Below are 19855 nucleotides of genomic sequence, written 5' to 3'. Positions count from 1 at the left end.
CCGCCACCCCGACCACCACCTCGCCTGCCGGATCGGGCGCGACATGTGGGAACGCGGGGTGCTGCGGGCACTGGCCGGATTCGCCGACGGACGGGAACTCGCCCGCATCGACGACCAGTGGCGCGCCTACGCGACAACGTGGAACGACCTCGCCCGCTGGCTGCGCTCCCAAGAGGCGACACCCCCAGGACTGGACGCGCGGCTCCCCGACGCCGGGACGGACGACCCGCCCGTCGTCCTCCTCACCCTGCTGGGCCTCGCGGCACGTCCCGCGCAGACCGGGCGCCAGCTCGCCGACGGCGCGGCCCGGGCGCGTGCGGCGGTCACCGATCCCCCGCCGTGGTTCACCTGGATGGCGGACGGAGCAGGTGACGATCCGCTGCGCCAGCTCGCGGTGTCGCTGGCCGCACCCGAAGCGGTCGTGGAAACCGAGACACGCGCCCGCGAACGTCTCGCCGCCGAACGCCAATCCGAGGCCCTCCGCGCGCAATGGGCCGACCGCGAACGGCAACGCCTCGCAGGACGCGGCGCCGCCACAACCCGCGCGCTGCTCTGGACGCTCCCGCTCCTCGCCTTCTGGCTGCTCGGAAGCTGGATCGTCGACACCCTCTTCGGCGGCGACGACACCGGCCCCGGCGCCGTCGGCGGGTTCCAGCGGTCATCGGGCGCGTCGCTCGGGCTGCTGGTCGCGGCGTCGGTGGTCGCCTGGGCGGTGCAGTGCGGCAGCGAGGTGATGCTGGCCCGCGCGCAGGGCGCGGATTATCTGCCCGGCGGGCCGTGGTCGTTGTTCTCCAAGGTGCTCGCGGCGGCGGGCCGGATGCTGTCCGGCGTGTCCAGGGCGTCCCGGACGATGTCGGGCGCCGCGCGGCGCGGCGGACGCCCCGGCTGCGGGCTCATCTTCCTCGCGGGGACGCTTCCGCTGCTGATCGTCCTGATCCTGCTGGGTGCGGTGATGCCGCTCGGGACGCTGCTGTGGCTGCTGCTGATCGCCGCGGGCGCGTTCGCCCACGCCATCATGGCGGGGATGAGACTGCACCGGTGGCGGGAATCGCGCAGCGGCAGTAGCGGCAGCGGAGGGAAAGCGTGAGCAGCGGCGTCGAAGCGGAGATCGTCCTGGACATGGCGGTGGTCCTCACCCTGGGCATGAACCGCGTCCTCGGGCACGGCGCGGGGATCGCGGGCAAGGGCGCGGAGGCGCTGGCCGCGCTCGCCGAGGGACGCGCCGAGGCCCGCGCGGCGGCGCTCGCCGAGGTCGAGACCCACGAGCGCGCGCTACGCGAGGTCGTGGCGCGCAACGCACGCATCGAGGCGCTCGCCGAGACGCGGGATAGGCTAGGCGCAGAGGTGCCCCTCCCGGCAGAGCTGCAGCCCGACGAACGTCCGGCCGACGAGCTCACCGCATGGTGCGCGTCCACCGACCAGCTCCTGGACGAAGCCGAACGGCAGCTCTCCGAGCACCTGGCGGCCGAAGTCACCGCGCAGGTCTTCGCCTCCCCCGCCGCGACCCTCCAGACCGACACCCCCCAGAAGCCGAAGCCAGAGAACAACAAGAAAACCGACGTCCAACAGAGCCTCGCGCGAATCATGGCGCGCCTCCTCCCGGACGCCCCCGACGAGGAAAGGCAAGCAGTCGCGGACGCGGCGCGGCTCCTGTCGGAGATCGAGACAACCGACGAGGCCGAGGCCGTCCTGCACGAGGTGCGCCTCCGGATCCAGGACGCGAACAGCCGCACCCGGCAGCATCGGGAGGACGAGCGCCGCCGGGCAGCGGAACAAGACGCCGCGGAGCAGGCCGAGGCCGAGCGCCGGTACGTCCTCGACTCGATCACCGCCGCGTTCGAGGACCAGGGCTACGAGGTCCAGGCGGGCTTCGAGACGCTGACGGCCGACGACGGCACCGTGACGCTGACGAAGGGCGCCTGGCCCGACCACAGCGTGCGGATGCGCGTCGACGACGCGGCGCATGTGCGGGCGTCGATGGTCCGGGAGCGGCCCGCCGAGAGCGAGGACGACCGGCGCGTCGACGTCGAACGGGAGCGGGAGTGGTGCGAGGCGTTCGAGGACGCGAGGACCCGCCTGGAGGCCGCCGGAATCCGCTCGGACGTGTCGTGGCGCCTCGACCCGGGGGTCCGCGAGCTGCCGGTCTCCGCCGGGTCACGGCACACTAGGACCCGTGCGGGGCAACGCGAACGCAGCCGGGAGCGTCACAAATGACGTTCCGGGCATGCGATGAGAGCGGAGTGGAGCAAGCCGGATGAGCGCGAGCGAAGCGGGGGGTGTGGGGGGTCGTCCCTCCACAAGGAGCAGGCATGAGCATTGAATCGCCGACACTCGGTGGGCGGCTGCAGGGCTGGCCGCCGTTCATCCGCGAGCTGGACGCGACCCTCTCGGTGCACTCGCAGTACGTCCTGTCGGGCAACCTGTACGACAGCTTCCTGGCGCCTCCGCTGGACGCGACCGGGCCCGCGCGGCTGCTGCCGCTGCGCGAGCTGCTGTGGGAGACGCTGCGGTCCAGCGGCGCGTCCTGCATGATCGTGTACGACCCGGTGGACGGCCTGCAGGTCTACCCCGAGGTCGGCGACGAGATCGGGGACGAGGCCGCGCGGTCGGCGGAGCGGCTGCTCGGCAAGGTCAAGCGGGACGAGAAGCCGTCGCTGGAGGCGCTGACCCGGCATCTGGCGGCGGTGGCCAGGCCGAAGGAGAACATCCGCGCCGCGTTCGTGATCGACTCGGCGTCGCGGATCGCCCGCACCCCGACGGACCTGGAGCCGTCCGAGCGCGACTTCTTCCGGTTCTGCGCGAAGCTGTCGCGCAGCGCCCGCCCCGTCCGGGTGACGGGTCCGCGGCCGAAGCCGCTCTACAACCCGATCGTGTGGCTGGTGGAGCGGCCGGGCGACCTGCCGCCGTGGCTGACGACCGACAACGAGACGATCCGCGAGATCACGATCCCGCGCCCGCACCTCGGCGACCGGCAGGAGACGGCGCGGCTGCTGGCCCGCGCGTTCGGGGTCAGCGACGTGGGCGCGGACGAGGTCGCCGCCGCGGCCTGCGACGCGTTCGCCGAGCAGGCGGACGGGCTCACGCTCCAGTCGATGATCGAGGTGACGCGGCTGGCGAAGGAGCGCAGTGTCGACCTGGCGGACCTGCCGGACGCGGTCCGCACCTACAAGCTGGGCGTGCTCGACAACCCGTGGAGCCGCGGCCATCTGCGGCGCCGGGTGCTGGAGGGCGAGAAGCGCGTCCCGGAGCGGGTGATCGGGCAGCCGCAGGCCGTCACGAAGACGCTCGACATCCTCAAGCGGGCGGTGCTCGGCCTGTCCGGCGCGCAGGCGACGCGGTCGGGCAGCCGTCCCCGCGGGGTGCTGTTCTTCGCGGGCCCGACCGGCACCGGCAAGACGGAGCTGGCGAAGGCGATCACCGAGCTGGTCTTCGGGGACGAGTCCGCCTACCTGCGGTTCGACATGAGCGAGTTCTCCGGCGAGGGGTCCGGCGACCGGCTGATCGGGTCGCCGCCCGGCTATGTGGGCCACGAGGCGGGCGGTGAGCTGACCAACGCCGTCCGCGAGGACCCGTTCCGGGTGATGCTGTTCGACGAGATCGAGAAGGCGCACCCGCGGATCCTGGACAAGTTCCTGCAGATCCTGGAGGACGGCCGGCTCACCGACGGGCGCGGCAACACCGTCCACTTCTCCGAGTCGATCCTGATCTTCACCTCGAACCTCGGGATGTACGTCCCCGGCCGCGACCTCACGACCCGTGACGCGTCCCCGCTCGGGTCGCCGAGCCGTGTGCAGAACATCACACCGGGGATGGCGTACGACGAGGTGGAGCAGCGCATCAAGGCCGCCGTCGCGGACCATTTCACCGAGGTCCTGAACCGGCCCGAGCTGCTCAACCGGTTCGGCGACAACATCGTGGTGTTCGACTTCATCTCCGGCGAGGCCGCGCACAAGATCTTCGACCTGCAGTTCGCGAACATCTGCAAGCGCGTCTCCGACGAGCACCGGCTCGTCCTCGCCGTGAAGAGCGAGGCGCTGGAGACGCTCCGCGAGTGGTGCACCGAGGAGCTGGACAAGGGCGGACGCGGCATCGGCATGGCGCTGGAGTCGGACTTCGTGAACCCGCTGGCGCGGGCGCTGTTCGACCGGGAGCTCGTCCCGGACGAGAAGATCACCGTGTCGGGCATCCGGCGCGAGGGCAGCATCGTCCATCTGGATCTCCAGTGACGCCGTCCGGGGAACAGGGGACGGACGGCGGGGTGGCCGAAGGCGGTCCCGCGGAGACGCTCCTGCTCGCCAAGGCGCACTATCCGGTGACCACTCTCGGCCCCGGGACCCGTGCGGGCATCTGGACGCAGGGCTGCACGCTGCACTGCCACGGCTGCCTTTCCAGGGACACGTGGGAGGCCGATCCGGGCAAGGCCGTCCCGGTCAGGACGGTGCTCGGGTGGCTGGAGTCGCTGCCGGGTCCGGTGGACGGCGTGACCGTTTCCGGTGGTGAGCCGTTCCAGCAGCCGGCCGCGCTGGCGGCGCTGCTGCGCGGCGTCCGCGCGTGGCGGGACCGCCGCGACCGTGAGACGATTGCATTGGACATATTGGTCTACAGCGGATATGTCTACTCTCGGCTCTCCCGCACCGCTGAGACGCGCGAGATCCTGGACATGTGCGACGCAGTGATCGCAGGGCCGTATGTCGATCGGCTCAACCCGGGGGGGCGACACTCCAGGGGTGGCTCTCTACTCTGGAGGGGGTCGGCGAACCAGCGTGTCGTGCCGTTGTCCCAGCTGGGACGCGAGCGGTACGGGGCACTGGCCGGCATCGGGAAGACTGGAGAAGATACAGGGCCCCGAGTACAGGTGTCCGTGGACGAAGGGCCGGAGGGAAGGCGGGTGTACTACATCGGGATCCCGCGAAGGGGTGATATGGATCACCTCACGTCGAGGCTCGACCGCGCCGGGGTGCGCTCGGGGGATGTGTCATGGCGACCTTGAAATGTCCTGTCTGTGACGAACCGTTCCAGCAGGGCGACCTGCTCTGCATGAGCTGCGGGGCCAACCTGGCCCGTGCCGGCGGCGCGCAGCGGCAGGGCCCTGGCGGGTACGACGACCAGCAGCGGGGCTACCCGCCGCCAGGCCCGCAGCAGGGCGGACAGCCGCCGTACGGCGCCCCGCCAGGGCAGCAGCCGGGCGGTCAGCCGTACCAGCAGGCACCCGACCCGTACCAGCAGCAGGCCCCCCAGCAGCAGGCCCCGCCGCCGCCCGGCCCGCCCGGACAGTCATCGGATCCCTGGGGCCAGCCGCAACAGCAACAGCCGCAGCAGCAGCCGGACGCGTGGGGTCCGCCTCCCATGCCCCAGCAGCAGGCGCCCGATCAGCACGGGCAGCCGCAGCACGGGCAGCCCCCGTACGGCCAGCCGCAGCAGCACGGCGGCGGCCAGGGCCAGTCCCCGATGCCTCAGCAGCAGCCCGGCGACCCTTGGGGCGCGCCGCCGCCGCAACAACAGCCGCAACAGCAGGACCCGTGGGGCGCGCCGCAGCAACAGCAGCCCCCGGTGCCTGACTACCCGCAGCCGGACGCGCAGTTCCCGCCGCCCGACCAGCAGTTCCCTCCGGGGGACCAGCAGTTCCCGCCGCCGCAGGACCAGTTCTCGCCGCCGCAGCAGGACCAGTGGGGCGCCCCGCAGCAACCACAGCAGCAGCAACCACAGCAGGACCAGTGGGGTGCGCCGCAGCCGGGGCCGGGCGACAACCAGTTCGGCCCGCCCCCGCAGCACGGCGGTCCGCCGATGCCGCCACCGCACGGCCGCGAGGCGACGCTGCTACCGCCCGACCACAACCAGGGGCGGCAGCCCGACGGCACGGCGTTCATGTGCCCGTACTGCGAGGCGGTGCTGCCCAATCCGGGCGCCGCGCAGTGCGACTCGTGCCTGCGCCCGCTACCGCAGAAGGGCACGCCCACCCTGCGCGTGATGTTCCCGACGGGCGAGCTCAAGGTCTCCGTCGGCCAGCATCTGGTGCTCGGACGGGACGCGGGCCAGTCACCGGTGGCGTCCACGTTCACGCAGTACGACAACGTGTCGCGGCGGCACTCGACGGTGTGGCTCGACCCGTCCGGGACGGCATGGGTGCGTGACGAGGGCTCCACCAACGGGACGTTCGTCAACGGCGAGCGGCTCCCGCGCGGCGTGGAGGCCCCGCTCCGCAACGGCGACCAGCTCCGCCTGGCCGCCGACGTGACCGGCACCGTCCAGCTGAACTGACCAGCGCGAAAAGGGCGGCCCCGCGGTGATCGACCGCGGGGCCGCCCTTTGGCGTGTCGTCTTCGCGCTAGCCCGCGCGCTTGGAGCGGGCGCGCATGCGCTCGCGCTCCTTGGCGTCCAGGACGACCTTGCGGATGCGGACGGCGCGCGGCGTGACCTCGACGCACTCGTCCTCGCGGCAGAACTCCAGCGCCTCCTCCAGCGACAGCTGCCGGTGCGGGGTGAGCCGCTCCAGCTCGTCGCCGGTGGACGAGCGCATGTTCGTGAGCTTCTTCTCCTTGGTGATGTTGACGTCCATGTCGTCGGACCGGGAGTTCTCCCCGACGATCATGCCCTCGTACACCTCGGTGGTCGGCCCGACGAAGAACGTGCCGCGCTCCTGCAGGTTCATGATCGCGTACGCGGTGGCGGCGCCCTGCCGGTCGGCGACCAGCGACCCGGTCGGGCGGGTGCGCAGCTCCCCGAACCACGGCTCGTAGCCCTCGAACACGTGGTGCGCCATGCCGGTGCCGCGGGTCTCGGTCATGAACTCGGTGCGGAACCCGATCAGGGCGCGCGCCGGGACGAGGAACTCCATCCGGATCCAGCCGGTGCCGTGGTTCGTCATGTGCTCCATGCGCCCCTTGCGGACGGCCATGAGCTGCGTGACGGCGCCGAGGTGCTCCTCGGGGATGTCGACGGTGAGCCGCTCGACCGGCTCGTGCTTCTTCCCGTCGATCGTCTTCGCGACGACCTGCGGCTTGCCGACCGTCAGTTCGTAGCCCTCGCGGCGCATGTTCTCGACGAGGATCGCCAGCGCCAGCTCGCCGCGGCCCTGCACCTCCCACGCGTCCGGACGCTCGGTCGGCAGCACCCGGATCGACACGTTGCCGACCAGCTCCCGGTCGAGCCTGTCCTTGACCATCCGCGCGGTGACCTTGGTGCCCTTCTCGCGTCCGGCCATCGGGCCGGTGTTGGTGCCGACGGTCATCGAGATCGCGGGCTCGTCCACGGTGATCAGCGGCAGCGGGCGCGGGTCGTCCGGGTCGGCGATGGTGTCGCCGATCATGATGTCGGGGATGCCGGCGATCGCGATGATGTCGCCGGGGCCCGCCTCGTCGGCGGGCTTGCGGGCGAGCGCGTCCGTCATCAGCAGCTCGGTGATCTTGACGCGGTCGACGCTGCCGTCGTGCCGGAACCAGGCGACCGGCTGGCCCTTCTTGATCGTCCCGGCGTGGACGCGGCAGAGCGCGATCCGGCCGAGGTAGCTGGAGGCGTCCAGGTTCGTGACGTGCGCCTGCAGCGCCGCGTCCGGGTCGTAGGACGGCGCCGGGATCGTGTCGGTGATGACCGTGAACAGCGGCTCCAGGTCGGGGCTGGCGGGCATCTCGCCGTCGGCGGGCTTGTCGAGCGAGGCCCTTCCGGCGCGCCCGGACGCGTACACGATCGGGAAGTCGATCTGGCCCTCGTCGGCGTCGAGGTCCATGAACAGCTCGTACGTCTCGTCCACGACCTCGTCGATGCGGGCGTCCGGCCGGTCGGTCTTGTTCACCACCAGGATCACCGGCAGCTTGGCCTCAAGCGCCTTGCGCAGGACGAACCGCGTCTGCGGGAGGGGGCCCTCGCTGGCGTCCACCAGCAGGACGACGCCGTCCACCATGGACAGCCCGCGCTCGACCTCGCCGCCGAAGTCGGCGTGGCCCGGGGTGTCGATGATGTTGATCGTCAGGCCGCCGTGCCGGACCGCGGTGTTCTTCGCGAGGATGGTGATCCCCTTCTCGCGCTCCAGGTCGTTGGAGTCGAGCACGCGGTCGTCGACGTCCTGGTTCTCGCGGAAGGCGCCGGACTGCCAGAGCATGGCGTCGACCAGCGTCGTCTTGCCGTGGTCGACGTGAGCGACGATCGCGACGTTCCGGAGGTCGTCGCGCGTGGAGATGGGCATGCGGGCTCGCCTTGCGTGAGAGTTCGGGGTTCGCCGCCGACACGCGGCAGACCCCATTCTACTTGGCCTTGCCCACCCCCCATCCCGGACCGCCGGCGCCCTCCGCCGTCCAGCGCCTCGATTGGCCAACTTTGCTGATCCTTTGTAATGTGCCCGGGGTCCGGCCGTTCGGAGCCCCATCCCCTCGGGGCTGCGGCCGGAGCGCCGAATCTCCCGTCCGCGGGAGAACCGGGGACCCATACCTCTGGGGTGAATCGACGCACGTCGTAGGGCGACTCCTGGCCCGAACCCGTCAGCTAACCCGGTAGGCGCGCGAGGAGAGGAGAACACCGGCTTGGCACCGGATCCCCACCGGCGGCGCCGCGTCACGCCCGCCGCCGCGGCGACCATGCTCCTGATCGGCCTCGGCGCCGCCGCGCCCGCCGTCGCGCACGCCGCACAGCCGTCCGGCCGCGGCCTGCCCGCCGCCGCGACGAATCCGGCGAGTCCCTCCCCGCTCCCGACGACGGAGAAGGGCCTGCGCAAGAGCCTGGACGCGCTGAACGAAGAGGCCGAGATCCTCACCGAGAAGTACAACAAGACCCGCGTCGAACTGGGCAAGGCGCAGAAGGCGGAGCGAGCCGCCGCCCAGCAGGCCGCGACGCTCCGCGCCGCCGCCGCGCCCGCGCGGGAGCGGCTCGGGCAGCTCGCCGCGGCGAACTACATGTCCGGCGCGCCCGACGCGATCTTCGGCGCGAACGGCTCCCCGGACGGCCTGTCCGACCGCGCCTACCTCGCGCAGAGCCAGACCACCGTCGTCCAGGCCCTGCAGAAGCAGATCGACCAGGCCGACGCGGCCCAGCGCACCGCCCAGACGAAGATCGCCCAGGTCAGGCAGGCGGCGGCGGACGCGGAAAAGGCCCGCCAGGCCGCCAAGGCCAAGGTCGCGGAGGTCACAAAGCGCCTCGACAAGCTGACCACCACGCACGTCCGCGACCCGCGCAGCGGCCTCCGCGCCACCGTGAAGGGCTCCGGCCTCCCCGCCAAGATGGCCCGCAAGGCCCTGACCAAGCTCGGCTCCCCCTACGTGTGGGCCGCCGCCGGGCCGAACTCCTTCGACTGCTCCGGCCTCGTCGTCTGGGCGTACGCCAGGGTCGGCAAGTCCGGCCTCCCGCACTACACGGGCGACCTCTACGGCCTGGGGACGAAGGTCTCCCGAGGCGCACTCCGCTCCGGCGACCTCGTCTACTTCGGCGCGAGCCTCCACCACATGGGCATCTACCTGGACGACGGCAAGTACCTGCACGCACCGCAGACCGGCGATGTGGTGAAGATCTCCAAGATGTCCGACCGCTCCGACTACGCGGGCGCCAACCGAATCTCTTAGGCCCCAAGATCTGCAAGGCCCCTCCTGCGGCGCGGTAGGAGGGGCTTTGTTTATGGCTTTTCTCTCCTCCTTCGGGCCCTGGGGGCCCTCCATCGTCGAGAAACGCGGTGCGATCGCTGGCATCGCTCCGTCTCGCCTGGCGGCTCGCTGCGCGATCAGTTTCTTGCTTCGCTCGAAGCTGCCTTCGGACGCGATCGCAGTGGCTTGGGTTGTTGCGTGGTTGCGGTGGTGGCTGGGCGCCGTTCGTACCCCCGTAGGCGCTTACGTCCCTAGTACCCCCGTAGGCGCTTACGCCCCTAGCAGGCGTTGCTGGGCTAGTGCGTTGATTACGGGGAGGTCGCCTGGGAGCCAGTCGACGTCGTAGAGGTCGTCCTGGGAGAGCCAGCGGAGGGCCAGGTGTTCTAGGGCGCGGGGTTCGCCTTCGATGATGCGGGCCGTCCATACCCGTAGGACGGCTCGGTCGCTCAGGCGCCAGTCGTCGCCGATTCTGCGGCCCAGGCGGACCTTGACGGCGAGTTCCTCGTGGCACTCGCGTACCAGCGCGTCCTCGTCTGATTCGCCAGGGTCGACCTTGCCGCCCGGCAGCTCCCAGCCGCCCGCCATGTGCGGCGGCTCGGCCCGCTGCGCGCTCAGCAGCCGTCCGTCCCGGATGATCGCCGCCCCCACCACCACGAGAACGATGCCGACCAGCCCCTCTCCCCTGTCACTTCGCGACGCCGGCCGCCTCGACCTGCCGCGTCGCCTCGTGGACGATCTTCTCCAGGTGTCCGCCGTGCGCGCCGCGCCAGTAGACCTGGCCGCAGTCGGCGCAGCGGCCGTAGACGTCGTAGCTGCGGCGGGTGCCCGCCTCCAGGTCGCGTTCGATCTCCTGCTTGTCGACCGGGACGAGTTCCCCGTTGCAGGCGGTGCAGCGCGTCCAGGGCCGCAGGACGGGCGCGAAACGGTCGAGCACGTCGCGGAGCTGGTCGTCCGGGCGCGAGCCGCGGACGTAGGCGCCGAACCACAGCGCGCGGCGGCGGAGCAGACCGCGGTCCTGGGTGAGCAGGACGCGGCGCTCCTCGTTCGCCTGGACGACCAGCGCAGGGTCGTCCATGTCGTTGTGGTAGGCGGTGTCGAGGCCGAGGAGGCGCATCCGCCGGGCGAGCGTGCCGAGGTGCACGTCGAGGACGAAGCGCGGCGCGACCTGCCCCGGCTCCAGCGGGACGGGCTGCGGGCGCGGCACGGACGCCACGCGCACCTCCGCGCCGGGGTCCGGCCGGGTCGAGGGGTCGGCCGGCTCGCCGCCGAGGGTCATCGGCCCGGCCTCGGGCAGCGGGACGCCGAGCGACTCCACGAGATGCCCCAGCGTGGACGTCCCGTCGGACGGCACGCGGCTCACCGGCCCCCGCCGCGCGGCCGGCAGGAACATCAGCAGCTCGTCGGCGACTCGGATGGTTATCTCGGGCTCCACGCGATCAGCATGCCACGCCGCCCTCCGGTTCCCCTCCGTATTTATCGGCGGCGGCGTCCCGCGTCAGGCCACGGCGGCGGCGGGTCCGGGTGGACGGACGCGTATTCTCGGGACGTGCGGGTAGACGACAGCGGGCCGCGGGACGACATCGACGCCGTGGCGGACGCGTGGCGGCGGGACGGCCTGTCCGAACCGCTCATCGCGATGCTGGAGGTCAGCAAGCGGGCCGGGCGGATCGCCATGCTCGTCCAGCAGGCCGTGCGCGCCGAACTCGCCGAACTCGGGCTCACCTACGCCGAGTTCGAGGTGCTGACCGTCCTGCGCCGCGAGGGGGAGCCGTACCGGCTCCGGCCGAGCGAGCTCACCCGGTCGGCGTTCCTCACCTCCGGCGGGACGAGCAACGTCCTGCAGCGGCTGCAGCGGGCCGGGTACATCGAGCGGGAGGCCAACACCGGCGACGCCCGCAGCCGCTTCGTCCAGCTCACCGGGGAAGGGCTGCAGGTCACCGAGCGGGCCCTGGAGGCGTCGGGCGTCGCGCACGAGGAGGTCATGGCGGGCGTGCCGCCGCGGGACGTCCGGGACGCCGCCGACGCGCTCCGCGAGATCCTGCTGGTCATCGGCAAGCGCCGCTTCCGCTGACGGTTCCGCCGCGACCCGCCGGGCTACTCGGCGGCCAGTTCGTTGACCTTCTTCTTCAGGTCGGGGCGCGCGAGCGGGCGGGTCGTCCCCACCCAGTCGGACCGCTTGTAGGGCTTCACGCCGATGGCGGGGACGCACGTCGAGCAGCTCGCCACGATCATCTTGCCCTTGCCGATCACCATCCCGACATGGCCGGGGCTGTTCGACGACGTCCCCGGACCGGAGTTGAAGAACACCAGGTCGCCGGGCTGCTCCTTGCCCTTCGCGATCTTCACGCCGAAGGGCCACTGCTGGAAGGTGGTGCGCGGGATGTTCAGGCCGACCGTCCGGTACGCGGCCTGGATGAGGCTGGAGCAGTCCCACGCGTCGGGGCCGTTGGCGCCGAACACGTACGGCTTGCCGCGCTGCGCCATCGCAAACGTGATGATCCGCTGGACGAGGCCGGACGCGCTCGCCGGGAGCTCGTTGTCCTCGCACTCGATCCCGTTCGCCTGGACGACCTTGAAGTCGCCGCCCACATAGCGCTTCGCCCATTCCAGGACGAGGTTCACGTAGTCCCACGAGTGGTTGTACTGGAAGATCGCGGTCCGCATGCGGCGCGGCGCGCCGTTGTGCTTGAGGTACGCGGCGGCGGACGGGATCGCGTCCACCGGGTCGTACCGGTCCTTCTTGCCGTCCTTGTTCCCGTCGACCGCGAACGCGTCCCACGTCGGCTTCAGGAACTGCATCGGGCCGCCCGCGCCCGCGTAGTTCTCCCCGCTCTTGACGCCGGGCAGGTTGGACGTCCCGTGGCTGGTCTCGACCTTGCCGATCCCGGCGAGGACGTTCCAGGGGATGCCGGACTTCTCCCCCGCTTCCTTGTAAAGCTGCAGGTAGTTCGCGGGGATGGCCTTCGCGTCGGTCGCCGCGGCGGGCTGCGCCTCGGCGCCCGACACGCTCACGCAGTTGCCGCCCGCGACGCCGCCGCCGAACATGAACCGGCTCGCGCCGAGCAGCACGGGGACGACGATCAGCCCGGAGAACATCACCGCGGCGGCTCCGAGCGCCGCGGCGATCAGCACGCGGCGGTTCATCCCGTGTCACCCGCCTGGCCCACGTCCGCCGGCTGGAAGGAGTAGATCTTCAGCGAGCCGCCGTCGCGCGCCACCGTCACCGCGTACCGCTTGCGGTCGCTGCTCTCGGCGTCACCCTCGCTGACCCGCTGCGTGCCGGTCACGACGAAGATGATCGAGTTGTTCTCGATGTTGCGGACCTGGTCGAGGCTCGCCGAGCCCTGCGCGACGACCTGGTCCCGGCGCCGCTCCTCCAGCAGGCCCGGCGTGGCCGCGTCCCGCGCCAGTTGCACTCTGAGGTCGTCGGTGACGAAGCCGGACAGCCGCGTCGCGTAGGTCTCGGGGGGCTCGTCGAAACGGTACGTCCCGTAGGCGGCGACGAAGCGCTGCGCCAGGTCCGCCGCGGTGGCGAACTCCTCGCGGCTGAACGGCAGCAGCCGGTAGATGTCGAAGTCGTTCGGGTTCACGGGGTTCTGGATGCCGGGGGGCGGGGACGCCGGGCCGGTCGGGCCGGCGCTGGGCGTGCTGCTCGGACGCGCCTGTCGGCGGCCCTCATCGTCCTCGGGCGCGGCGAACGTCAGGTACAGGCCGATGGCGGCGAGCAGCACGACGAGGCCCCCGAACAGGAACCGGCGCTGCCGGTCGTTCAGGTTCATCAGTCGTCCCGTTCCGCCTCACCGGACGGACGGTCGACCGGACGCAGCCAGAACGGGAGCGGCGGGCCCTGCTGCGAGGCGCCCCTGCCCCACAGCGGCGGAGGCGTCCGCCGCTCTCCCGGCTGGGACCTCGACGGCGCGCTCCCCGTGCCGCCGCGCGGCCGGGGGACGTTCGACCCGGATCCACCGCCGGAGCCACCGGAGCCACCGGAGCCGCCGGAGCCGCGGGAACCGCCGCCTCCGCCACCGCTGCCGCCGCCGTTACCGGAGCCGCCGCGGCCACGGCCGCGCTCGACCGCGCCGGGCGAACGACCGCCGCCGCCTCCGCCGAACCAGCCGCCTCCGCCCCAGCCGTTCCCACCGGAACCGCCGCCAGAGCCACCCGACCCTCCGGAGCCGCCCCCGCCCGAAGCGCCGCCGCCGCCAGATGAGCCGCCGTTGCCGCCTCCGCTGACGCCGCCGCCGGAACCGCCGCGTCCAGACCAGGAGGGCGGACGTTTGGTCCCCGCGCCCGAGCCGGCACCGGGAGACGACTTGCCCCCGCCGACCACGACACCTTCAACGGGACCGCCGGAACCGCCGCCGCCATCGGTGCGGCGATCGGCCGCCGCGGCGGCGCGGGACGGCAGGTTCAGGGGCGGGGCGCCCCGCTGGGAGCGTCCCTGGCGTGCCGCGGTGCCGGTGCCGGCGCCGCGCGGCCGGGCCGCCAGCACCGGCGCGTCCTCCGGCGACTGCCCCTCGGCCGCCCCTGCGCCCCGCCGGTCGGCCGCGACCGCGGTGCCGGGCGCCGCGTCGCGCTGCGCGGTGGTCGCCGGCGCCTCCGACGCCGCCTCCCGCTTGGCCCAGCGCGCGAGCCCGGCGCCGCCGAACGGGGCGACGGCCGCGATGGTGCTCCGGCGCGTCTCGGAGACGGACCGGTCGAGCAGCGCCTCGCTCTTCTCCCGCGACCCCACGGCCCCGTATCCGACCGCGGAGAACAGGTGCTGGAACGGCCTGCGGTACACGAACGCCGCGAACGTCACCAGCGCGATGAGCAGGATCTGCAGACCCCACGGCAGCGTCTCGCCGAGGATCAGCCCGTACGCCCACAGCAGCAGCGACAGCACGCCGATCAGCGCCGCCTGTTTGAGCAGCATGGACAGCAGCAGCTCCAGCCAGCGGATGGCGATGACGCGTCCGATGCCCGGATGGATCCCGATCCCGAGGAAGATCGGCCCCGCCACCAGCAGCAGCAGGAACGCGATCTTCACCACGATCAGCGCGATGGCGATGACCATGATGAGCACGCCCGCGACGATCGCCGCGAGCAGCCCGCCGAACGCGACCCCCAGCCGGTTCTCCCAGTTCTTGCCTTGGAAGAGCGGATATGTCCCGGGATGTTTCTCCTCGATGTTCTTGGCGACGTCCTTGTAGGCGTCGGCCTTCTTCCCGAGATCGGCGGTGTTGTCGTCGCCGTAGGTCTCCGGCAGGTCGACCGCCTGCGACCAGAGCAGCTTGTCGGCGTTGTCCTTGACGATCTTGGCGTTGGGGTCGGTGGTGCCGAACACACCCTGCAGCCACGGTTTGCAGACCAGCGCCACCCACAGCCGGTTCGCGTTGCGGGTCGTCTCGTCCAGGTTCGCCGACGCCGACGGATCCGGTTTGCCGCCGGGCGCCGGGACGCACACTCCGCCCTTGGTGTCGCTCTGCGGCAACGCCGCGTTGAACGCGGCGCTCGTCGCCTCCGACGTCGTCGTCCCGAGCGTGGTGAAGTCGGACGGTCGCGCGATCAGCCAGACCAGCGCCACCATCGCCACGACCATCCAGATCACGCCCTCGGTGACCTTGCTGGCCCGTTTGCGGACGAGCCCCCACCAGGCCAGCCACATCGCCCCGAGGATGACCACCCACGACCAGTAGCGCGCGTTGAACGTCTGGCCCATGTCGGTGATGACGCCGTCGACGGTGTCCTTGAGCCAGTCGAGCAGCGACTCCGACGCGGCCGCCTGGTAGACGCTGATCGTGGCCCGGTCGATCGCCCGGACGAACGTGAACACGGTGTTGGCGAGGCCGTTGCCCATGAGCGCCATCGCGTCCGAGCAGCCCATGTCGACCGCGTACCAGTACTGCCCGGCGGTGCCGTACCGGTCGTAGTAGGTCAGGTTCTCGACCGGGGTCTGCTGGAGCTTCTCGCTCGGATAGTCGGGCGGCTTGATCATGCCGTCCGTCCCGGACCCGTACTGCTCCGGAGCGGGGCTCTCCGCCGGGCTGCACGCGTCGTTCGGGGTCGGCGGCTTCGGGATCGACGCCATCGCGGGCGACAGCGGGCCGATCATGAACAGTGCCATGACGACCAGCAGCAGCACTGACCTGCGGGCGCGCGGGTGCCTGCGGCGCTGTCGCCGGGGGCGGCCCCGCCGCTTCAGGACGGCGCGGTCGAGCCCTTCGCCGGGCGAGCGCTGCAGGCGCGCCGTCCCGTCGCGGGGACCCCTCATCGACTGACCTCCTCGACCTCGGCCCCCGCGGCGGTGAGTTCGGACGAGCCCGGACGGGACCGGGTCGGGTTGGTGTCCAGCCAACGCTGCAGTTCCTCGGAGATCAGGTCGACGCCGATGCGTCCCGCCCGGCCGTCGAGGTCGCGGAAGATGCATTCGCCGTTGCCGAGGTTGCGCAGCACGGCCTTGTGCTCGTCGGACGCCTCCACCCCGAGAAGCGCCATGACGTTGCCGACCTCGACCCGCTCCGTGGAACGGAAGCAGAACACCGATGACAGGCAGTTCGTCACCTGCTCGTTCAGCAGGTCGCCCGCGTTCTGGGAGACCAGGATCAGCGCGGTGTTGCGGGACCGGCCCATGCGCGACACTTCCGGCACCAGCTTCGCGCCCTCCGGCGTGGACGTGATCGCCCACGCCTCGTCCAGGAAGATGGCCTTGGGCAGCCGCCGGTCGAGGCCGTGCATGAGCCGCCGCGCGAACTGCGACACCAGGTACATCAGCGCGACCGAGAGGCGCTGCTCGTAGGAGTAGTCCTCCCGCGAGATCGCGACGTCCGGCAGGGTGAGGCCGCCGAGCGTGAACACGGTCGTCCATCCGGCGGTGTCGATGCGGTCGCCGCCGGACGGGTCGAAGCACAGCCGCGCGAGCCGCATCTCCGACATCGACCGCAGCACCGCGCCGAGGTTCTTGGACGCCGGGTCGTCCGCGCCTTCGAGGTAGTCGACGACGCGTCCGAGCGACGGGCGTTCCGCGTTGGCGACCGCGCCGACCGCCTGGATCATCGCCGACTCGCGCTCCTCCGACATCCGCGGCAGCAGCAGCCGCAGCGTCTCCGTCGCCATCGTCTTCATGGTGGCGAGGTCGTCGCCGAACGAGAACGGGTCGAGCAGCCCGGGCGCCGCCGACCCGAGCGGCAGGATCCGCGCCTTCCTGCCCCGCGCCTTCAGCAGCTCCACCAGCGACTCGGCGTCGCCCTTCGGGTCGATCGCGGCGATCGTCACGCCGCGCAGCGCCATCTGGTAGATCAGCAGCAGCGCCAGCGTCGTCTTCCCGCCGCCCGGCTCGCCGGTGATCGCCACCGCGGTCGGACGGTTCCGCGCCGCCGCCACCAGCGGGTCGAAGTGCACGATCGACCGGGCGCGGCCGAGCGTCTCGCCGACGTACGGGCCGATCCAGCCCTCGTCGTGCTCGTCCGTCCGGTCGCCGAGGTCGACGGTCGCGACCGGCATCCCGCCCGCGATCGTCCGCAGCGGCTGGCGCTGCGCGTAGGCGTTCAGCCTGATCTGGTCGCCGGGCAGCGACTCCAGGAGCAGCGAGAACTGGTCGCCGGTCGAGTTGACGACGTCGATGCCGATGTCGCGGTAGTGCTCGACGACGGCGTCCACCCGCTGGGCGAGCAGCTCCTCCGTCGGCGCGGACACGATCAGCCGGTGCCACCCGTACACGAACGGCAGCCGCTCCTTGGTGATGCCGTGCTCCAGCATCCGCGCCGCGTCGATCTGCTCCGCGAGCGCGATCGGCGCCTCCGCGCCCGCCTCCCGGATGTGCTGGTCCATGTCGCGGGCGTGCGCGAGTTTGCGCGAGACGTCCTTGGACGCCTTCGCCGGCGGGATCAGCTTCATCCGCGCGCTGATCTCCACGGGGAACGGGAGCGCGTCGGCGTAGTGGAACCAGGGCTCCCCGTCCGGGAACGGCATCAGGTCGGGGAAGCGCGCGAATGACAGGTACGCCACGTAGGACGCGGCCGTCGCGCCCGCGCCGGTGCCGGTGAAGTTCGGCTGCTCGATCCGCAGATAGGAGCGCCCGTTGTGGATGGCGCCTTCGACGAGCGACTCGATCTCGCCCTTGCCCCACGTCCTGCGGGGAACGGCGGACGGCGGCGGATCCGCCAGCGACCCCGTCACGGCGTGCTGGAACAGCCACGCCACCTCGGTGGAGGTGGCGTGCCGCGCGTAGAGGGCCGATCCGCCGAGTGCGCGGCCGACGCGTTCGGCCTGGTCGGTCCAGCGCGCGATCTCCTTCTTGTCGATCGCGTCGTCGTGGACGCCGAGGACCTTCTCGCTGCGCTTGTAGAACCCGAGGAGCTGCGACAGCACGCCGCCGGACAGGTGCGCGCCCATCCCGCGCGGCCCGAGCCTGACCCCCAGGTAGACCTCCTTGGTCCAGAAGTCCTTGGCCCACACGTGCGCGTAGGTCTCTTCCAGGTACTCCCGCCACCCCGGGCCGTCGTCGGACGTCCGGTCCAGCGCGAGCGCCCAGTCGGCCGCCGGGTACGTCCGGTGCGCGATCCGCAGGTGCACCTCGGCGTCCTGCATCCGGATGCCCGCGAGCGCGATGGTGATGTTGGTGGCGAGCGCCTCGCGCTCCTCCCCCGTGGTGAACTCGTACGACACCGTGGGCAGGCGGAAGTACGCCCACGCGGCGTTGTCGGTGAGCAGCACCCGGTCGTCGAAGTACCGCACGGCCAGCCGGCTCGACTTGCTCATGCCGTCCTCCCCATCCCGGTCCATTGTCCCGAGGCGCGGACGGTCGCGAAGGGCCGCGCGGGGAAGTGTTCGCCTTCCGGATGGTCATCAACGTCAGGCGCGCCCGCAAGGAAGCCCTTGCTCGTACGGGGCTCCGCCCAGCTGGTGAAGGTCTCCGCCCGGCTGATGTAGGTCTCCGCTCGATGCCCGCGCGGGGCGCTCATCGGGTGGCCTCCTGCTCGTGCTCGAACTCCTGGTAACGCTCGGGCATCACGGTGAAACCGCCGGCGACCACGCCGGCGAGGGCAAGATAGGCACGCCGCGTCGGCGAGCGCAACGACTTCAGCTCGTTGCGGGGCGCGCGGTCCATGCTCAGGTGATCATCCCACGGAATGCGCACCAGCGCCCGGCAACGCCCCCGCGCCATGGACTCGGCCTGCTCGACGTCGTCCATGCTGCGGCGGCTCACCCCATTGATGACGGTTACCGCGCGGGAGCGCAGCTCCTCGTAGCCGTGGCCGTCCAGCCACTCGAACGTCATCGCGACCGCGCGCGGCGCGTCGGCGCTGGCCGGGGCGACGAGCACGAGCTGGTCGGCGTACGGCAGGACGCGCGCGACGACCGCCGCGGCGGCGTCCAGCAGCGTCACCGAGTAGAACCTGTCGATGGTGCGGATCGCCAGGGCGTAGTCGCGGTCGTCGAGCGCCTGCAGCGGGTTCTTGCCCGCAGCGATGACGTCCAGGCCCGACTTCGCCTGCGAGGTGTAGCGGCGCATGGCCGTGAGGGACCCGACCTGGTCGGCGCGCGTGATGAGGCCGGTCAGCGTCTCATTGGTGTCGCTGCGCGTCCGGCGCGCCAGCGCGCCTGGCCCCGGGTTGACGTCGACGGCGACGATCGGCTCCCCGTTGTGCTGCGCGAACGTGTGGCCGAGCATCAGCGCCGTGACCGTCTGCCCGGCGCCGCCGGTGCAGCCGAGCACGACGACGTGCCGCGTCCCGTGGAAGGGCTGCTGGAGGCGCTGCTGGTAGTCGGCGTCGACGTCGCCGTGCCCGCCGCCGACGGCGTGGAACAGGCGCCGCAGCCCGCCGCCGGTGACCTCGTGCTCGGGGTCGGGCGGCGTGATCGCGGGCCCGGACGGCGGCGGCGCCGGTGGCGGCGGCAACGGCCTCGGCCGGACGGGCGACGCCGGCTGCGACCGGACCTCGCGCGGCGGGGCCTGCTGCTCCTCCACCGGGCCGGGCGGGCGCGGCTCGACCGGCGGCGCCTCCGGCTCCGGCTCCGGCGCGGGCTCCGGGACCGCGCGCAGCGGCTTGGACAGCCCCTTCGACCAGGGCCTCGGCGGCTCCATCCGCGGGGCCGGGACCTCGTCGGCGGGTCGCGCCCCGTTCGCGGGCGACTGCTCCGGCTGCGACCCGAACGCCCCTGGGACCACCGGAACGTCCGGCCGCGTCACGGGGGGCTGCGGCGCGGGCGCCTGCGGCGGAACCTGCTGTTGCGGCGCCTGCTGCGGACCCTGTTGAGGCGTCCACGGCCCAGTTTGACCTTGGGAGGGGGCGGGCGGAGCGGCTGCGGGT

14 protein-coding genes, 1 pseudogene and 1 riboswitch are annotated in these 19855 nt (G+C 72.1%); of the genes and pseudogenes, 7 read left to right on the top strand and 8 right to left on the bottom strand.

All coding sequences use genetic code 11. From position 1 onward, the window contains the following. From E1287_RS44220 to E1287_RS34795, 5 genes and pseudogenes are all read left to right on the top strand, one after another. Window positions 1–1087 (top strand): annotated as a pseudogene (locus E1287_RS44220) (serine/threonine protein kinase); the annotation flags it as partial. Then, window positions 1084–2214 (top strand): response regulator receiver protein, encoded by a 1131-nt coding sequence (locus tag E1287_RS34810; protein WP_131969530.1) that lies wholly within the window; start codon window positions 1084–1086, stop codon window positions 2212–2214. The pseudogene E1287_RS44220 and the gene E1287_RS34810, both read left to right, overlap by 4 nt. Before the next feature lie 95 nt (window positions 2215–2309). Then, on the top strand, window positions 2310–4226 hold the full coding sequence (locus tag E1287_RS34805) for an AAA family ATPase (RefSeq protein ID WP_131969529.1): 1917 nt from the start codon (window positions 2310–2312) through the stop codon (window positions 4224–4226). Continuing rightward, on the top strand, window positions 4223–4990 hold the full coding sequence (locus E1287_RS34800; RefSeq protein ID WP_243719638.1) for a 4Fe-4S single cluster domain-containing protein: 768 nt from the start codon (window positions 4223–4225) through the stop codon (window positions 4988–4990). Before E1287_RS34805 ends, E1287_RS34800 begins: the two co-directional genes overlap by 4 nt. Continuing rightward, window positions 4978–6258 carry an FHA domain-containing protein gene (locus E1287_RS34795; RefSeq protein ID WP_131969528.1) on the top strand — a complete coding sequence of 427 codons (1281 nt, stop codon included), beginning with the start codon at window positions 4978–4980 and terminating at the stop codon, window positions 6256–6258. The genes E1287_RS34800 and E1287_RS34795 overlap by 13 nt, the downstream gene beginning before the upstream one ends. A gap of 67 nt (window positions 6259–6325) precedes the next feature. On the opposite strand, the gene typA is transcribed toward E1287_RS34795, so the two are convergent. Further along, entirely contained in the window at window positions 6326–8179 is a 1854-nt protein-coding gene (typA, locus tag E1287_RS34790) for a translational GTPase TypA (protein WP_131969527.1), read from the bottom strand. Between the two features lie 192 nt (window positions 8180–8371). Then, window positions 8372–8506, top strand: a riboswitch (cyclic di-AMP (ydaO/yuaA leader). A 7-nt stretch (window positions 8507–8513) separates the two neighbouring features. On the opposite strand from typA, the gene E1287_RS34785 reads away from it, so the two are divergent. Then, window positions 8514–9545, top strand: coding sequence for a C40 family peptidase (locus E1287_RS34785; RefSeq protein WP_243719637.1), 1032 nt, complete (start codon window positions 8514–8516; stop codon window positions 9543–9545). 288 nt (window positions 9546–9833) lie between these two features. Here E1287_RS34785 and E1287_RS34780 read toward each other — a convergent pair whose 3' ends face one another. Together E1287_RS34780 and E1287_RS34775 are read right to left on the bottom strand one after the other, a co-directional pair. After that, a complete protein-coding gene (locus E1287_RS34780) occupies window positions 9834–10226 on the bottom strand; it encodes a (deoxy)nucleoside triphosphate pyrophosphohydrolase (RefSeq protein ID WP_165969348.1) in 393 nt (130 codons plus the stop codon). Window positions 10227–10248: 22 nt separating this feature from the next. After that, the gene (locus E1287_RS34775; RefSeq protein ID WP_279507998.1) at window positions 10249–10995 is read right to left on the bottom strand and encodes a Mut7-C RNAse domain-containing protein; all 747 of its coding nucleotides are present in this window, start codon (window positions 10993–10995) and stop codon (window positions 10249–10251) included. 114 nt (window positions 10996–11109) lie between these two features. Here E1287_RS34775 and E1287_RS34770 point away from each other — a divergent pair, with 114 nt between their 5' ends. Continuing rightward, complete coding sequence (locus tag E1287_RS34770; protein WP_165969347.1) at window positions 11110–11634, top strand: MarR family transcriptional regulator; 525 nt, start codon at window positions 11110–11112, stop codon at window positions 11632–11634. Between the two features lie 23 nt (window positions 11635–11657). On the opposite strand, the gene E1287_RS34765 is transcribed toward E1287_RS34770, so the two are convergent. From E1287_RS34765 to E1287_RS34745, 5 genes are all read right to left on the bottom strand, one after another. Continuing rightward, a complete protein-coding gene (locus E1287_RS34765) occupies window positions 11658–12707 on the bottom strand; it encodes an NlpC/P60 family protein (RefSeq protein ID WP_131969525.1) in 1050 nt (349 codons plus the stop codon). After that, a complete protein-coding gene (locus tag E1287_RS34760) occupies window positions 12704–13342 on the bottom strand; it encodes a hypothetical protein (protein ID WP_131969524.1) in 639 nt (212 codons plus the stop codon). Before E1287_RS34760 ends, E1287_RS34765 begins: the two co-directional genes overlap by 4 nt. After that, the gene (locus tag E1287_RS34755) at window positions 13342–15816 is read right to left on the bottom strand and encodes a type IV secretion system protein (RefSeq protein ID WP_131969523.1); all 2475 of its coding nucleotides are present in this window, start codon (window positions 15814–15816) and stop codon (window positions 13342–13344) included. The genes E1287_RS34760 and E1287_RS34755 overlap by 1 nt, the downstream gene beginning before the upstream one ends. Further along, a complete protein-coding gene (locus E1287_RS34750; RefSeq protein WP_131969522.1) occupies window positions 15813–18302 on the bottom strand; it encodes an ATP-binding protein in 2490 nt (829 codons plus the stop codon). Before E1287_RS34750 ends, E1287_RS34755 begins: the two co-directional genes overlap by 4 nt. Before the next feature lie 199 nt (window positions 18303–18501). Next, a complete protein-coding gene (locus tag E1287_RS34745) occupies window positions 18502–19713 on the bottom strand; it encodes a hypothetical protein (RefSeq protein ID WP_131969521.1) in 1212 nt (403 codons plus the stop codon). Window positions 19714–19855: the final 142 nt, after the last annotated feature.

It is taken from the genome of Actinomadura sp. KC06 (assembly GCF_004348735.1).
In the GTDB taxonomy this organism is placed as follows: domain Bacteria; phylum Actinomycetota; class Actinomycetes; order Streptosporangiales; family Streptosporangiaceae; genus Spirillospora.
Note: the sequence above shows the minus strand (reverse complement) of the source record. Positions and strands in the feature narration are given on the sequence as shown.

What these genes read in the sequence shown, in the direction of transcription:
- E1287_RS34805 (WP_131969529.1), top strand. Translation starts at nt 2,310, where the DNA reads ATGAGCATTGAATCGCCGACACTCGGTGGGCGGCTGCAGGGCTGGCCG.
- E1287_RS34795 (WP_131969528.1), top strand. Translation starts at nt 4,978, where the DNA reads ATGGCGACCTTGAAATGTCCTGTCTGTGACGAACCGTTCCAGCAGGGC.
- typA (WP_131969527.1), bottom strand. Translation starts at nt 8,179, where the DNA reads ATGCCCATCTCCACGCGCGACGACCTCCGGAACGTCGCGATCGTCGCT.
- E1287_RS34765 (WP_131969525.1), bottom strand. Translation starts at nt 12,707, where the DNA reads ATGAACCGCCGCGTGCTGATCGCCGCGGCGCTCGGAGCCGCCGCGGTG.
- E1287_RS34760 (WP_131969524.1), bottom strand. Translation starts at nt 13,342, where the DNA reads ATGAACCTGAACGACCGGCAGCGCCGGTTCCTGTTCGGGGGCCTCGTC.
- E1287_RS34755 (WP_131969523.1), bottom strand. Translation starts at nt 15,816, where the DNA reads ATGAGGGGTCCCCGCGACGGGACGGCGCGCCTGCAGCGCTCGCCCGGC.
- E1287_RS34750 (WP_131969522.1), bottom strand. Translation starts at nt 18,302, where the DNA reads ATGAGCAAGTCGAGCCGGCTGGCCGTGCGGTACTTCGACGACCGGGTG.